General features: G+C 44.3%; 10 protein-coding genes and 4 pseudogenes. 12 read left to right on the forward strand and 2 right to left on the reverse strand.

Annotated elements, in window-relative coordinates; all coding sequences use genetic code 11:
* Positions 1–966 (forward strand): annotated as a pseudogene (locus AC4II3_RS24930) (hypothetical protein); the annotation flags it as partial.
* A gap of 52 nt (positions 967–1018) precedes the next feature.
* Here AC4II3_RS24930 and AC4II3_RS24935 read toward each other — a convergent pair.
* Positions 1019–2131 carry a metallophosphoesterase family protein gene (locus AC4II3_RS24935; RefSeq protein ID WP_488029314.1) on the reverse strand — a complete coding sequence of 371 codons (1113 nt, stop codon included), beginning with the start codon at positions 2129–2131 and terminating at the stop codon, positions 1019–1021.
* Positions 2132–2496: 365 nt separating this feature from the next.
* Here AC4II3_RS24935 and trmB point away from each other — a divergent pair, with 365 nt between their 5' ends.
* From trmB to AC4II3_RS24985, 10 genes and pseudogenes are all read left to right on the forward strand, one after another.
* Positions 2497–3138, forward strand: a complete 642-nt coding sequence (gene trmB, locus AC4II3_RS24940) for a tRNA (guanosine(46)-N7)-methyltransferase TrmB (RefSeq protein WP_488013256.1) — start codon at positions 2497–2499, stop codon at positions 3136–3138.
* A gap of 126 nt (positions 3139–3264) precedes the next feature.
* Positions 3265–4557, forward strand: coding sequence for a hybrid sensor histidine kinase/response regulator (locus AC4II3_RS24945; RefSeq protein ID WP_488013258.1), 1293 nt, complete (start codon positions 3265–3267; stop codon positions 4555–4557).
* Between the two features lie 66 nt (positions 4558–4623).
* Complete coding sequence (rpmI, locus tag AC4II3_RS24950) at positions 4624–4821, forward strand: 50S ribosomal protein L35 (RefSeq protein ID WP_488013260.1); 198 nt, start codon at positions 4624–4626, stop codon at positions 4819–4821.
* 62 nt (positions 4822–4883) lie between these two features.
* Positions 4884–5237, forward strand: coding sequence for a 50S ribosomal protein L20 (gene rplT / locus AC4II3_RS24955; RefSeq protein WP_008186586.1), 354 nt, complete (start codon positions 4884–4886; stop codon positions 5235–5237).
* 365 nt (positions 5238–5602) lie between these two features.
* Positions 5603–6415 carry a transporter substrate-binding domain-containing protein gene (locus tag AC4II3_RS24960; RefSeq protein WP_490722917.1) on the forward strand — a complete coding sequence of 271 codons (813 nt, stop codon included), beginning with the start codon at positions 5603–5605 and terminating at the stop codon, positions 6413–6415.
* Positions 6408–6935 carry a tetratricopeptide repeat protein gene (locus tag AC4II3_RS24965; protein ID WP_488013264.1) on the forward strand — a complete coding sequence of 176 codons (528 nt, stop codon included), beginning with the start codon at positions 6408–6410 and terminating at the stop codon, positions 6933–6935. The genes AC4II3_RS24960 and AC4II3_RS24965 overlap by 8 nt, the downstream gene beginning before the upstream one ends.
* An 84-nt stretch (positions 6936–7019) precedes the next feature.
* Positions 7020–7421: pseudogene (locus tag AC4II3_RS24970) on the forward strand (NACHT domain-containing protein); the annotation flags it as partial.
* Between the two features lie 219 nt (positions 7422–7640).
* Positions 7641–8465 (forward strand): annotated as a pseudogene (locus AC4II3_RS24975) (ATP-binding protein); the annotation flags it as partial.
* A gap of 131 nt (positions 8466–8596) precedes the next feature.
* The gene (locus AC4II3_RS24980) at positions 8597–10792 is read left to right on the forward strand and encodes an nSTAND1 domain-containing NTPase (protein WP_488013266.1); all 2196 of its coding nucleotides are present in this window, start codon (positions 8597–8599) and stop codon (positions 10790–10792) included.
* 341 nt (positions 10793–11133) lie between these two features.
* Positions 11134–12081, forward strand: coding sequence for an Rpn family recombination-promoting nuclease/putative transposase (locus tag AC4II3_RS24985; protein ID WP_293066431.1), 948 nt, complete (start codon positions 11134–11136; stop codon positions 12079–12081).
* A 70-nt stretch (positions 12082–12151) separates the two neighbouring features.
* Here AC4II3_RS24985 and AC4II3_RS24990 read toward each other — a convergent pair.
* Positions 12152–12571 (reverse strand): annotated as a pseudogene (locus AC4II3_RS24990) (AIR synthase-related protein); the annotation flags it as partial.
* 869 nt (positions 12572–13440) lie between these two features.
* Here AC4II3_RS24990 and AC4II3_RS24995 point away from each other — a divergent pair.
* Positions 13441–14364 carry an Rpn family recombination-promoting nuclease/putative transposase gene (locus AC4II3_RS24995; RefSeq protein ID WP_488013268.1) on the forward strand — a complete coding sequence of 308 codons (924 nt, stop codon included), beginning with the start codon at positions 13441–13443 and terminating at the stop codon, positions 14362–14364.
* The last annotated feature ends 77 nt before the right edge of the window (positions 14365–14441 follow it).

Here is a 14441-nt window from a genome sequence, read left to right on the forward strand (position 1 = left end):
CCGGAGCCTGAACCTGAGCCGGAACCCGAGCCCGAGCCAGAACCGGAACCCGAGCCTGAGCCGGAGCCTGAACCTGAGCCGGAGCCTGAACCTGAGCCTGAGCCTGAACCAGAACCGGAACCGGAACCGGAACCTGAACCGGAACCTGAGCCAGAACCTGAGCCTGAGCCTGAACCAGAACCGGAACCGGAACCGGAACCGGAACCAGAACCGGAACCTGAGCCTGAACCCGAGCCTGAACCTGAGCCTGAGCCTGAACCAGAACCGGAACCAGAACCTGAACCTGAACCAGAACCAGAACCGGAACCTGAACCGGAACCTGAGCCTGAACCAGAACCAGAACCAGAGCCGGAACCTGAGCCTGAACCAGAACCAGAACCAGAGCCGGAGCCTGAACCAGAACCGGAACCTGAACCAGAACCCGAACCTGAGCCCGAGCCTGAGCCCGAGCCTGAGCCCGAGCCTGAGCCCGAGCCGGAACCGGAACCTGACCCCGAGCCTGAGCCCGAGCCCGAACCGGAGCCGGAACCAGAACCGGAGCCGGAACCTGAACCAGAGCCGGAACCTGAACCTGAACCCGAGCCGGAACCAGAACCGGAGCCGGAACCTGAGCCGGAACCAGAACCCGAGCCTGAGCCGGAACCTGAACCTGAACCTGAGCCTGAGCCGGAACCAGAACCCGAGCCTGAGCCGGAACCTGAGCCTGAACCAGAACCTGAGCCGGAACCGGAAATTCCTGTGCTACTACCCGATTCAGGTCAAGGAGTAGAGGATGACTTTCCTGGTCAAGGTCAAGGAGTAGAGGATGGCTTCCCTGGTCAAGGTCAAGGAGTAGAAGATGGCTTCCCTGGTCAAGGTCAAGGAGTAGAGGATCGCTTTCTTCTTCGAGGTCAAGGACTAGAGGATGGCTTTCTTCGTCGAGGTCAAGGACTAGAGGATCGCTTTCCTCGTCGAAGAAATTTCTGAGCTTATGAGGTTAGTTCTGGTGGTTGAATTTATTCAAGAAAAGCCGTCTTAGTCATTGTTTTTTTGTCAGCAACAGAGTGGTCTGATTATCAATCAGAGCAGGTTTACCATCACTGGTATGGGAGCTAAATGACTCAAAATAGCGACGAACTGGGGTAGGAAACTCAGGAAAGTTGAATACAGCATCACCATCAGCAAGATTAGCCCAGAAGTAGCGTAGACTCGGAGCAAGTTTCTGCGCATCTGCTAACGGTAAATTTAACGGGGGAGAAGTTAGGAGTTTCACCATGAATGGATAAGAGCGATCGCTCATCCATTGTCTAGATATCTGGGGTAGGTTTTCCCAACCAGGGACTGACTCCACTCGATGAGATTCAATTTGCAACGATCTTTTGCCCTGATTATCGGTACACAACTGCAATATCCGGTAGGGGTGAGGATAGCTAACTAATGAACCTGTTGTGATTTCGTAGACTCCCTCTTGATAGGCGATATCTTGTACATGCAAGTGACCTGTAAATAGTAGATTGACCCCAGAAGTTTTGAGAATATTGTGTAATACTGGAGCATTTTTCAAGATATACCGATGTCCTAAGGGATGGTTAGCTTGATCGGGCAAATGTTCGATTACATTGTGATGCACCATCACCAGCACCAATTTATCCTGGCACTGGGCAAGCACTTGCTCAAGCCAGATCAGCTGTTGCTGATCAAGACACCCTACCTGTTTACCATCGGTATCGAACTGGTTAGAATTTAACCCAATCAGCTGTACTCCAGGCAAAACTTCACAAGTATAGTACAACTGCTCGGGATTTTCATAACCAAATTGGCGATAGTAGTAGGGAAATTCCTTTACTCCAATCGAGTGTTCATTGGGTAAGATATTGGGGACATCATGATTTCCAGGTACGACGTACACTGGAAAAGGCAACTGGCTCAATCGCTTTTGTAACCAGGCATGATTGTCTGGTTCACCATGCTGAGTTAAGTCTCCTGGTAGGAGGAGGAAATCCAAGGCTTTCTGCTCTAAATCCTCCAGAATCCTTTCTAGGACTGGAATACTAACTTCTACCAAATGAAACCGATTCGGATGATCCCAGATGGTGTGGGGTAACCCGATATGTAGGTCACTTACCACGGCAAAGCGAAAATTTAAACTCATAACTAAAACTTTTCTTGATTAAACCCTATTTTAATAATTATTAAAATTATCGCTCATGACGTTTGCTGTTATCCCATTACAACCCCTTGTTTAGATGACATTTAACTGCTTACCTATTCCGAATGGATAATCTTTAATTTAGCCTTACATAATTAGGCTTTAGTCTATAAAAAATTTTAAAGATTACATTTAGGATAAATAAAGATGAGTCGGAATTGCGTTCATTGAGGTGCGACCCAAGGGCGCGAGCAATCCCTCGCGCCCTTGGAGGCGCGCACCTAGATCTGACATTTACAACTAGATTAGGGATATAACCCCTAATCCCTGATCCCCCATCCCCTGAGTAAAGTAAGGAGGTGCTAAGGTTGGCTAGAGTTCGAGTGCGACAACACGTTAATCCACTTAGCAAGCAATATCAGATGCCCGTGAGTGTTCCGGATTGGAATCAAGTTTATGCCCAAACTACTAAACCATTACATCTGGATATTGGCTGCGGGAGAGGGGAATTTTTATTGCAGATGGCAACACAACAACCCGACTGGAATTTTTTGGGCTTAGAAATTCGGGAACCATTAGTAAAACAAGCCAACACTAAGGTGCTGGATTTAGGGTTGAGCAATCTCCTATTTTTGTTCTGTAATGCTAATAGTTCTATAGATTCACTCTTGAGCTCTTGGCCCCATGGTGCCTTGCAGCGCGTCACTATTCAATTTCCTGATCCTTGGTTCAAGAAGCGACAAGCCAAACGACGTATAGTGCAGCCCACCTTGGTTGATACTCTAGGAGCTTATTTGACCAGTGGAGGAGAAGTCTTTGTACAATCCGATGTAGAGGAAGTGGCAGTGGAAATGCGATCGCGCTTCGATGCTCATCGAGCCTTCTACCGGCCAGAGACTGCTTGGCTGCCAACCAACCCCCTGCCAGTGCCTACTGAACGGGAAATTGCCACCCTCGCTCGTGGTGAACCTGTGTACCGAATGTTGTTCTTTCGCCGTGATGATGTTTAAGGAATAGTTGAGTAGGAACACTGGTAGCCAAACCGCCTTCTGATTCAATCAGATCAGCGGGCTACTGGTCTGTATGCTCCTGCCCAATTTGCTTCTCCCCTATGGTTCGCTCTTCCTAATTAAAGCATGAATAACCATCAAGCTGAGGCAACTCAGGCAGAAATTATGGTTGTCGATGACACACCAACCAATTTGCAGCTGCTATCTTCGATCCTGATTGACCAAGGCTATCAGGTTAGGAGCATGATCGATGGACTACTTGCCTTGGAATCAGCATTGTGTGATCCACCGGATTTGATTTTACTCGACATTATAATGCCAAAGATCGATGGCTATGACGTCTGTAAACAGCTGAAATCTAATCAAAAAACCGAGGGAATTCCAGTAATCTTTATCAGTGCTCTGGATGAAACTTGGGACAAGGTCAAAGCCTTTGGTGTTGGTGGTGCTGACTATATCACCAAGCCATTCCAGGTTGAGGAAGTTTTAGCCCGTGTGGAGAATCAATTGACTCTGCACAAGCTACGAACACAACTCATTGAGCAAAATCAACTGCTGCAACAGGAAATTCGCGATCGCATTTCCGCTCAAGCTGCTTTAGAAACCCTCAATCAAGAACTTGAAACCAGAATCCAAGCTCGCACCGTAGAACTAAGAGATTACTTAGAACAGCTACGCAACTTGGAATCGCAATTGCGTGAAGCACTGGATCGTGAAAAAGAAGTCAGTGACCTGAAATCTCGGATTATTTTTACCATATCCCATGAGTACCGTACACCTTTAATGACAATTCTATCCTCTGTGGAACTCCTAGAAAATTACCGTCATCAATTGAATGATTCTCAGCAAGTTAAACATTTTTGGCGGATCCAAGCTGCGGTCAAACATATGACTACCCTAGTCAATGATTTATTATTCATTAATCAAGCGGAATTCGATAAATTAGACTTCAAGCCAGTTGTTCTGAATTTAGTAACATTTTGTCAGGAGTTAGTCGGCCCGATCCAATCAAGCCTTGGGGCTAGACATAGCCTAATCTTTAGTAGTGCAAGAGACTGGGAACCAATATCAGGAGACCCCAAAATTCTTCGACAAATTATCACTAACCTCATCTCCAATGCCATTAAGTATTCTCCCGATGGTGGGACTATTTTAGTACAGCTAAATGGAGATGAAGAGAAAGTCATCTTACAGATAATTGATCAAGGCATTGGCATCCCTCAAGAAGACCAAGCAACATTGTTTGAGTCTTTTAGTCGTGCCAGTAATGTGGGGATCATCCCAGGAACAGGACTAGGGTTATCAATTGTCAAAAGTTGTGTAGACTTGCACGGTGGTAAGATTCACTTAGAAAGTGAAGTGGGTGTTGGAACAACCTTTAGCATCACCTTGCCCAAGAATTTATCAGAAGACGAATAAGACGGTCACCTAATTACGCAGCAATTGGTATACAATAGTAAATTGTGCCATTATTATAATCCGTCAATGCCTAAACTAAAAAACCGCAAATCAGCTGCCAAGCGTTTTAGAGCTACTGGCAGTGGTAAAATAAGACGCCGCAAAGCGTTTAAAAATCACTTACTAGAACACAAGACCTCAGAAAGGAAGGGGCGCTTGTCTAAACTGAGCTTGGTAGACGAACGGGATGCGGATAATGTTCGCCTGATGTTGCCTTATATGTAAATCTTAACAGTAGACCATAACTGCTAACACTACTAAACTAAACACACGAGCTAGAATTAACCATGACACGGGTAAAACGCGGTAATGTCGCTCGTAAGCGGCGCAAAAAAATTCTCAAACTTGCTAAGGGGTTCAGAGGTTCCCACTCGAAACTCTTCCGCATTGCTAACCAACAAGTGATGAAAGCGCTGCGGAATGCCTATCGTGACCGCCGCAAGCGCAAGCGGGATTTTCGACGTCTGTGGATTACTCGCATTAACGCAGCAGCACGTCAAAATGGCATTAGCTACAGCCAGCTGATGGGTCAAATGAAAAAAGCCAATATTCAAATTAACCGCAAGATGTTGGCACAGCTGGCAGTGCTGGATCCAGATAGCTTTAACAAAGTGGTGGAGTTAGCGGCTAAAGCTGAGTAACCATCATATGCGCTACGCGCACGCTACGGGCGTCTGCGGTCAGCCATCAGCTTTTGGCCATTCCCGTAGCGTGACCATAGGCCGAGGCCAATCGCTGATAGCTGAATGCTTAGCAAGCTGAAAAACTCGGGTTATTGGGTAAATGGGTAATCCTTAAGGGTAAGGCTGGTCGGGGAGAAAAATTACCTTTGGTTCTTTTGATTATTATAGATTATAATAATTATCCAACCCGACTTTAATTAGTATCTTTAATTAGTATTAAATCGGTATTTAAATTGGTATTTAATTTGGTATTGTTTTTTCAGGAAAATCCCAAAAACCACGACCGATAGCTTACCTTTTTCCCAATTTCGATTCCCCAACCGATGCTTAAGCACAAATTCTTCAACTTTGGTATGGTCTTCGGATTGACGGCGATGTCTTTTTTGACACCGTTACGGGTTCGGAGTGCTCAACTTGAGGAAATAGAGCAGCGGGGTCAGTTGATTGTTGGTGTCAAAGATAATCTGCGCCCTTTGGGATATAGAGATGCCGATGGCAAGTTACAAGGATTGGAGATTGACCTAGCACGACGTCTAGCAGAAGAACTCTTAGGTGATTCTGATGCGGTGGTGTTGCAGCAGGTGGGAAATATTGACCGACTTAAGGTGGTTTTGGACGGTGAAGTTGACCTGACAATTGCTAGAGTTACAGCCACAGCACCTCGCCGTCGATTGGTGGATTTTAGTATCCCCTACTACCTGGATGGCACGGGTTTGATTACTAAAGACCCGTTAATTACCAGATTGGGTGATCTCCATACCAGAACCATCGCCATACTCAATCATTCTAGCACAATTGCCGTAGTGCAGTCTGCTTTACCGGAATCTAGGGTGGTGGGAGTAGATTCCTACCAAGAAGCGCGATCGCTTTTAGAAAATGGTAGGGCTGATGCTTTTGCTGCCGATAATAGCATTCTGAGTGGCTGGGTACAAGACTATCCTGAGTATCGGATGCTACCAGTGTGGCTCTCCGGTGAAGCTTTGTGTGTAGTCATGCCTAAGGGGTTACAATACACCAAGCTAAAGCAGCGCGTGAATAATGCGATCGCACGTTGGCAAGCAGATGGTTGGTTAGCTCAACGAGCAACTGCTTGGGGATTACCATTAAGAAGAAAAAAAGTCAAACCTTATGAATGATACACTGCCAACGATTTATCTGTCAGTTTTGCTAGTGCTACTTGCTGGTGTTACTGTCGCTGTGCTGTTCCAAGTTATCAAAACTCGTAGAATTGAAACCACTCTCTCTCGGTTGGAGAAAAAGCTGCAAAAAGACCGGGGAACGGTTATAGAGTATTACGAGTTGGGCAGTATTTATGCCGACAAGAAGCTCTTTGGTCAAGCTATCCTGCTATTTCAAAAAGCCTTGAAAGGGACTGATGCTGAGGAAGAAAACCTTGCTCCTGTCTATAATGCTTTGGGTTTTGCCTACTGTGCCAAAGAACAGTATGATCTCGCTATTCGCCAGTACAAAGAAGCTTTGAAGCAAGAGCCTGGATATGTCACAGTCCTCAACAATCTCGGTCATGTTTACGAGCGCAAGCAATTAATTGTTCAAGCCTTAGAAGCTTATGATGAGGCGCTCAAATATGACCCCAAGAATTCTACCGCTAAGCGTCGAGCAGAATCCCTCCGGAAACGCTTGGTTACACCAGCATGAATAAAGTCAGAAGTATCAAGTATTAAGCATGAATTATGGTGATTATGATCAAAATGACCAATTTAGCCATCTAGGAAACTGATTATGACACCAGTCAACCTTAACCCAATAATTAGCGCTATTGCAGGTTTAGGGAATTCTGTTGTCAAGAAGAAGCTTGAGCGCGATGAGCTTGTCATCAAATTACTAAAGCAATTTAATCTAGATCCCGATCATCCACCCGCCGATTTTTCTGGAGTTTACCAATACGCCCTTGTCGAGTACGGCCTTGGCAAACCTAAGCCAATCCTCGAACTTTTCCGGCAAAAAGATATCCAACAGGCATTCCGCCAAGCACTAGATCAAAATGACCCTTCAATTATCCTTCAAGAAACCGAGGATTTTCTCGATTGGAATACATTGGGAGATGAGATTAGGGAACTAGGAATTAATCCCTGTCAAGAGTTGTACGAATTTACCGCTGTTTTTATCCAGATTGTCAAACTGACGCGGACACCTGCTCAAGTTCTAGAATTCCAGCAGATAGAAAGTTTACATCAAAAAATAGAAAAGATCCAAGAACAGCTAAAAAGGCTACCCACAGCAGAGGGCATGCGGACACTAATAGCTGAACTAATAATAGAACAGAGGGATCCAGCACTCTTACCTGCTGAAGCATCTACGAAAAAGAAGCCTAGGGCATTATTAAAAACCGTCGATAACCCCTCACCCTTTATCGTTGGTCCCCCCATCACTCATCCCCGCAACTTTTTCGGACGTGAGCGGGAAATAAAACGTCTTTTCAACTTATTGAAACACCATCCCCTGCAAAATGCTGCCATCATTGGTAAACGGCGCAGTGGTAAGACTTCTCTACTGAAATATCTAGAAAATATAACCACCACCTCGTCAGAACAGTTACGTCTTGGTCAAAAGAGTGACTGGTTGCCGAATCCAGAAAACTATTGCTGGATATTTATAGACTTCCAAGACTCGCGCATGGCAAGCAGAGAACGACTGCTTGCCTACATATTAGAATGCTTGAGAATTCCAGTGCCTGCTGCTTGTGACCTCGATTGTTTCATGGACTTGGTCAGTGACAACCTCAACAGGCCTACAGTAATTCTAATGGATGAGATTGGCGTAGGGTTACAACGGTGCCCAGAGTTAGATGATGAGTTCTGGGAGAGTTTGCGCTCCTTGGCAACCAACTACACAGAAGGTAATCTAGGGTTTGTGTTAGCAACCCCGGAATCACCAATTGAGTTAGCTCACCACACCGGTCACAGTTCACCTTTTTTCAACATTTTCGGCTACACCACCACTCTAGGACCGCTGAAAGAGCCAGAAGCCCGGGAATTGATAGCTAGCTCCCCCATTTCCTTCCCTGTTGAGGACAGAGAATGGATTCTGAACCAAAGTGGACGCTGGCCACTGCTACTGCAAATCCTCTGTCGAGAACGCCTTTTCACCATAGAAGATAACGAAACCGATGATCAATGGCGAGAAGAGGGACTAAAACAGATAAAACCATTTCGATACTTATTATAGGGGTCATCACTTCACTTAACTGTTCCCTGCAATTCCTACACTGATTGATTTATACAGCACTCCAGATTACTGCTGATTGGACTGCAACTGGCTCAAGAATAAAAATTCAAACTGAAAGCGAAAGTAATTGAATGAAAACAACACTAGAGACCTCTATGGTGGGAATTTATGGTATTGGCAGTGACATTGTCGGTGCTGGCTTCTTAGTGTCTAAGAGGTATGTATTCACCACTTCCAATTTGATTATGAGGGCTCTAGATATCAAATACAATGCAGATAATTTGCCTGAGCAGCCAATCTACATCGATTTTCCCCTACTAAGACCAAAAAAGAGGATCATAGCTCGGGTAGTTTTCTGGCGACCCTCTAAGTATCGATCCTATGACAAAAACAAACAAGTTAAAGAAGATATTGAAGATATTTATGATATTGCAGTGCTGGAATTAAAAACTCCTCTTCCAAACCAGGCTCGACCTGCAAGACTAGTTGTGGCAGAGGATGTCTGGGGGCATCCCTTCAGGACTTTTGTGTTTGGGATGATGAACTTGGATACAGGCACGTGGCTTTTCGGAGTTTTGAGGGGGTCGCTGGTCTTTGGTGACATACAAATAGAAATAACAACTAAATTACCAGTGAGCACAGGCTGTATTGGCGCACCGATTTGGGATGAGAAATTGAAAGGGGTGATTGGAATGCTTGTGGTAATCGCACCAGATTACAATTTCGCTATAATGATTCCTACTACCCACCTAATTAAAGCCTGGCCTACCTTAGCTAAGGAAGGAAATGTCCACTATGTGGGACTTCGCCAACTTCAAAAACAGCTAATAGGTTTCTTTGTGTGGATCAGACAGTTGGGTTTACCAAGGCATCAAGTAAAGCAACTCAAACAGGATGCCCAACAGTTAGAAAACTGTAAGGATGTTCAATCCATTAGACATGCTCATCGTAGCCTAATAACTGACGAATTGGACGTTCCAGCCAGTCCCCTGCTGCACAGCTTAAGTCGGATCAGTCAGGATGTAAATGCTGCTCTGAATCAGGAAAGTTCCTATAACCAGCGTCTAGCCCTTATGGGTATTGCAGACCGCCTAAATGGGTTATCACTAGAGTTGAACCGCAGCAGTGACAGGTATGCCAAGCGTTTCCGTCCGATAGTTAACAGTTGGCGTGAAATCTTAACCAATCATGTGCGCGAACTGGCAAAAACAGCTGAACTGCATCAAGACATTGACTCTCCCTACATTATTGGAGTTCCTCTGACAGAACAGCAGGCAATCTTCATTGGGCGGACTGACGTTACTGCTCAAATCGAGCAATTGCTGCTAGACCAGCGCAGACCACCCTTGCTCCTCTACGGTCAGCGGCGCATGGGGAAAACTTCCCTACTCTACAACCTGGGACGCCTGCTCCCCAATACAATTGTCCCTCTATTTGTGGACTTACAAGGACCAGCTACACGGGCAACTGACCATGCTGGTCTTCTCTACAACATTGCCAGAAAAATGGTGGACTTAGCTAAAAGGCAACGAGGCATAACTCTGCTCCCTTTGACTCGGGATGCACTAAAGGCAGATCCCTTCACTCGCTTTGATGAATGGCTGGATGATGTCGAGCTAGCACTTGAAAAAAATACGGTCTTACTTGCTCTAGATGAGTTTGAAGCTCTAGACAGGGCTATAGCCAAAGGACGTTTTGAGGAAGAGGACGTTTTAGGTATGCTACGGAACTTAATCCAGCACCGTCCCCGCTTCAAAGTTTTACTGGCTGGCTCCCATACTCTAGAGGAATTTCAGCGCTGGGCTAGCTATCTGATCAATGTCCAGGTGATACATATTAGTTACCTGAAAGAAGCCGAAGCACGCCAGTTGATTGAGCAACCTGTCAAGGATTTTGCTCTACGCTATGAGCCAGAAGCCCTTCAGCGCGTGCTAGAACTTACCCGATGTCATCCCTTTCTAGTGCAACTCCTCTGCGCTGAGATTGTTGCACTTAAGAATGAGCAAACACCTACGGTTCGCAGGCTGGCTAAGCTATCCGACGTTGAAGCCGCAATACCAGAAGCTTTAGAACGTGGTAGCTTTTTCTTTGCTGATATCGAAACAAACCAAATAGACGCTGCTGGGCTAGAAGTGCTATGTTTCCTTGCGGCAGAGGGGGAAGGGTCGATAGTAAGTCGAGAAGCCTTATCCTGTAAGTTTCCCAATGAACTGGACAGCACTCTCAACTTGCTCTTGAGGCGTGAGCTAATTGAGAAAGAGGATGAAGGTTATCGCTTCCAGGTAGAGTTAATCCGGCGCTGGTTTGCCCTGGCACAAAAAACCTGAGTGATATAGCGCTACGGGCAAGGCAGCTATGCTGAGGGCAGAAGGCAGAAGTTGACTCTAACAAGGTTTTAGAAGTAAGAGTTGTCCTAATCTGAGTTCGTACTGCTATAGAAGTAATAGAATCAACTGAATGTGGTTAAGTAATTGACATTGTCATGAGTCATATTTTTAGTCCAAATTTTGATTTAGATACTCGAAAAGCTCATTAAATCGTTCCTAGACTTTCGATATCTCCCTGTCTCCCCCTCTCTCGGTTCCTCATTCTCTTGGCACAGGGCATCCTCAGCGTAAAATTTACCTATAATCGAGATAATCGAGAACAGTAGCACCAGCACAAGACAATGCCAGACACACATATTCGCTTTGATTGGGCAATCAAAAAACTGCTGCGTAATAAAGCTAACTTTGGTGTTTTGGAAGGGTTTTTAAGCGAGTTATTGCATTTCGATATTACCATCAAAACCCTTCTCGAAAGCGAAGCTAATCAAGAGACACTCGATGATAAAACCAACCGAGTTGATATTCTCGCTGAAACCACTGATGGCGAGCTTGTCCTGATTGAAGTACAAAACAACCCTCAACACGATTATTTCCACCGTATGCTCTACGGTGCGTCTAAGTTAGTCACCGAATACTTAGGAAAAGGTCAAGAGTATGGTGAAATTAAGAAAGTATATTCAATTAATATAGTCTACTTTAACTTGGGGATGGGGGATGACTATATTTATTCCTATCGCGGAGAGTTTGTTGGGGCTAATCTTGGGGATATCCTGCAACCGACCAAAACTCAGGAGTTCAAATTTAACATCAACAAAGTAGCAGATATCTTCCCAGAATACTATCTGCTGAAAGTAAATAATTTTAAGGAATTAGCGAAAACTAGCTTAGATGAATGGATTTATTTTCTCAAAAACAGCGATATCAAAACGGAATTTTCGGCCAAAGGAATAGAAGAAGCGAAGGAGGCGCTGCGAGTCACTAATTTATCAGAACAAGAAAGAGCAGCTTACGAGCGTTACCTAAAAAATAAGCGTGACGAAGCCAGTATACTCAGTACCCAAGAGTTTGAGACGAGATGGCAAGTGGAACAGGCAGAAATTCGAGGTATGGAAAAAGGTATCCAACAAGGAAAACAAGAGGGGATCGAACAAGGTCTTCAACAAGGTATCCAACAAGGAAAAAAAGAAGAAAAAATAGCGATAGCACGTTCCTGCCGGGAACAAGGTTTAGATGTGGAGACTATTATGAACATCACCCAACTTTCTCGGGAAGAGATTGAATCTTTATAAACTCCTACCCATCTTGATATCCCTTGAAGTCCTGGAATTGCCCAGTTTTGATATCCCACAACCTGACCTATTAGCAGATACGTGGTAATTGTTGACCGCTTAACAGATCCACGACCCTGGTTGCACCAATTTTACTCTGCATAGTGACTAGACTGGAATTCTCGTCTGTTACCTTGCCAATTAAACCAGCATCTTTTCCCAAGGAGTGCGATCGCATAATCTCCAAACCCTTTTGTGACTCTTGCTCCGGTAAAATAACCACAAATCGACCTTCATTGGCCACATAAAGCGGATCGAACCCCAGAATTTCACAGGCTCCTTGTAAATCTTCCTTGACTGGAATCAGACTTTCATCAATATGGATGCCAAGATTAGCCCCAAGGGCAATTTCGTTTAAAGCACTGGCCAAACCACCACGAGTCAGATCCCGCATACAGTGAATTTCGATCCCACTTTGGGTTAGGTCTAGGACCAAATCAGCAAGGGAAGCACAGTTGCGTAGGGTGCGTGATAAGACGGACTCGCCTTGATTTTATTGGTAGTCAGTGTTGGCAAAGTCCGTCCCGTAACGCACCACCAAAAGGCTCACTCTGATTTAATCGGTAGCTATTGTTGGGAAAGTCCATCCCGTAACGAACCACTTGCTAAATTTTTGCTTACTTAAATTCTGCCATGTAGATTTGTAATTGTGTTAGCTAATAACCAATTTTTATTTATTTTTATTTTAGAAAATTTTAGTTTATTAATCCATATTTAAACTACCTATTTTTATTTAGTAATACTTTCCAGTCAATACCGTTACCAATATTTATATCAAACTCCTATACACCTATTTTTTTAGTCAATAAGGTAGAAGTCATAAGCATTTTAAGCTATCAGCTATCAGCTATCAGCCATTCGCGTAGCGTGTTTGGCCAAGGCTGAGGGCTGACGGCTAACCGCTGAATGCTTACTAAGCATTTACCTTGAAAATCATGGCCATGACCAAGAAGACTAATCGCAACAGAAAAATTTGGCTATTAATAGAGTTGGTTGTGGAGTTACTAGCTTTATTCCTTGATGCAAACCTAATCATAGTCTTGAATCTTTGCTTATTAATTTGGCGTTGGGTCCGGGAAAAAGAGGAGGAGGAGTAGGGTCGATATCATAGTTGTAAAAAAGAAAGTAAATGTGAGAAGGGTGGGGAGATGGGGAGTGTAAGCTCAACAGGATTTTTTTCCCTCTTCCCTCTTCTCTCTTACCTGCTCCCTGCTCCCTGCTCCCTAAAACCTAGATATTTGTACCTCACAAGTCTTAGAATTGCTATAGTTGTAGTCTACTACTTTTTTGAGTAAACCCACCCTCAGCCCAATCTCAGCCATGAAATTCATCAGCCCCAAAACCGACTTTGCCTTTAAAAAAATCTTTGCCTCCCAGGAAAGTAAGCCGATTCTGATTAGCTTCCTCAATGCTCTTGTCTATCACAATCAACCTCTCATCCAAGATTTGGAAATTATTGATCCTTATCAGTCTTCTCCTCTGCCAATCCTCAAAGACTCTTTCCTCGATGTGAAAGCTAAGCTGAAGGATGGTTCTCTAGTGATTATTGAAATGCAGGTTTTGCAGGTAGAGTCTTTTGCTCGTCGAGTTTTGTATAACGCAGCTAAAGCATACTCACTACAACTAGGTAAAGGGGAAGGCTACCGTTACCTCAAACCAGTGATTGCTCTGACCATTACCGATTTTATTATGTTTCCTGAGAATAATCAGGTAATTAATCATTTTGAGTTCCGAGAAAAAAGTACCAACATCAGCTACGTAGAAAATTACTTACAATTATTGTTTGTAGAGTTACCGAAGTTTGAGAAGCAGTTGGAGCAGTTAGAAGATTTGGATGAGTTGTGGATGTATTTTTTAAAAAATGCCCCTTCTTTAGATACAGTCCCAGATAAAATGGCACAACTACCAGAGTTTCAACAGGCATTTGGGATTGCGTCTCAGGCGAATTTAACCAGGAAGGAGTTGGAAGAACTAGGAAAACGAGAAATGTTTATTCATGACCAACAAGGGCTGATTATTTTTGCTGAGAAACAAGGGATAGAACAAGGGATGAAACAAGGAAGAGAACAAGGGATGAAACAAGGTATGAAACAAGGGAGAGAAGAAGGAATGAAACAAGGTAAAGAAGAAGGGGAGAAAGAAAAAGCCCAAACAATTGCACGCCAACTTCTGCCTCTTTTGGATGATGAAACCATTAGCCAAACTACTGGCATACCTGTAGAGGAAATCAGGAAGCTTCGCTGAACAAGTCAAAAGGCAATAGACTAATGAAGAATGAAGAATGAAGAATGAAGAATGAAGAATGAAGAATGAAGAATGAA

It is taken from the genome of Moorena sp., from assembly GCF_982860115.1.

What these genes read in the sequence shown, in the direction of transcription:
- AC4II3_RS24945 (WP_488013258.1), top strand. Translation starts at nt 3,265, where the DNA reads ATGAATAACCATCAAGCTGAGGCAACTCAGGCAGAAATTATGGTTGTC.
- AC4II3_RS24960 (WP_490722917.1), top strand. Translation starts at nt 5,603, where the DNA reads ATGCTTAAGCACAAATTCTTCAACTTTGGTATGGTCTTCGGATTGACG.
- rpmI (WP_488013260.1), top strand. Translation starts at nt 4,624, where the DNA reads ATGCCTAAACTAAAAAACCGCAAATCAGCTGCCAAGCGTTTTAGAGCT.
- AC4II3_RS24980 (WP_488013266.1), top strand. Translation starts at nt 8,597, where the DNA reads ATGAAAACAACACTAGAGACCTCTATGGTGGGAATTTATGGTATTGGC.
- AC4II3_RS24995 (WP_488013268.1), top strand. Translation starts at nt 13,441, where the DNA reads ATGAAATTCATCAGCCCCAAAACCGACTTTGCCTTTAAAAAAATCTTT.
- rplT (WP_008186586.1), top strand. Translation starts at nt 4,884, where the DNA reads ATGACACGGGTAAAACGCGGTAATGTCGCTCGTAAGCGGCGCAAAAAA.
- AC4II3_RS24965 (WP_488013264.1), top strand. Translation starts at nt 6,408, where the DNA reads ATGAATGATACACTGCCAACGATTTATCTGTCAGTTTTGCTAGTGCTA.
- AC4II3_RS24935 (WP_488029314.1), bottom strand. Translation starts at nt 2,131, where the DNA reads ATGAGTTTAAATTTTCGCTTTGCCGTGGTAAGTGACCTACATATCGGG.
- AC4II3_RS24985 (WP_293066431.1), top strand. Translation starts at nt 11,134, where the DNA reads ATGCCAGACACACATATTCGCTTTGATTGGGCAATCAAAAAACTGCTG.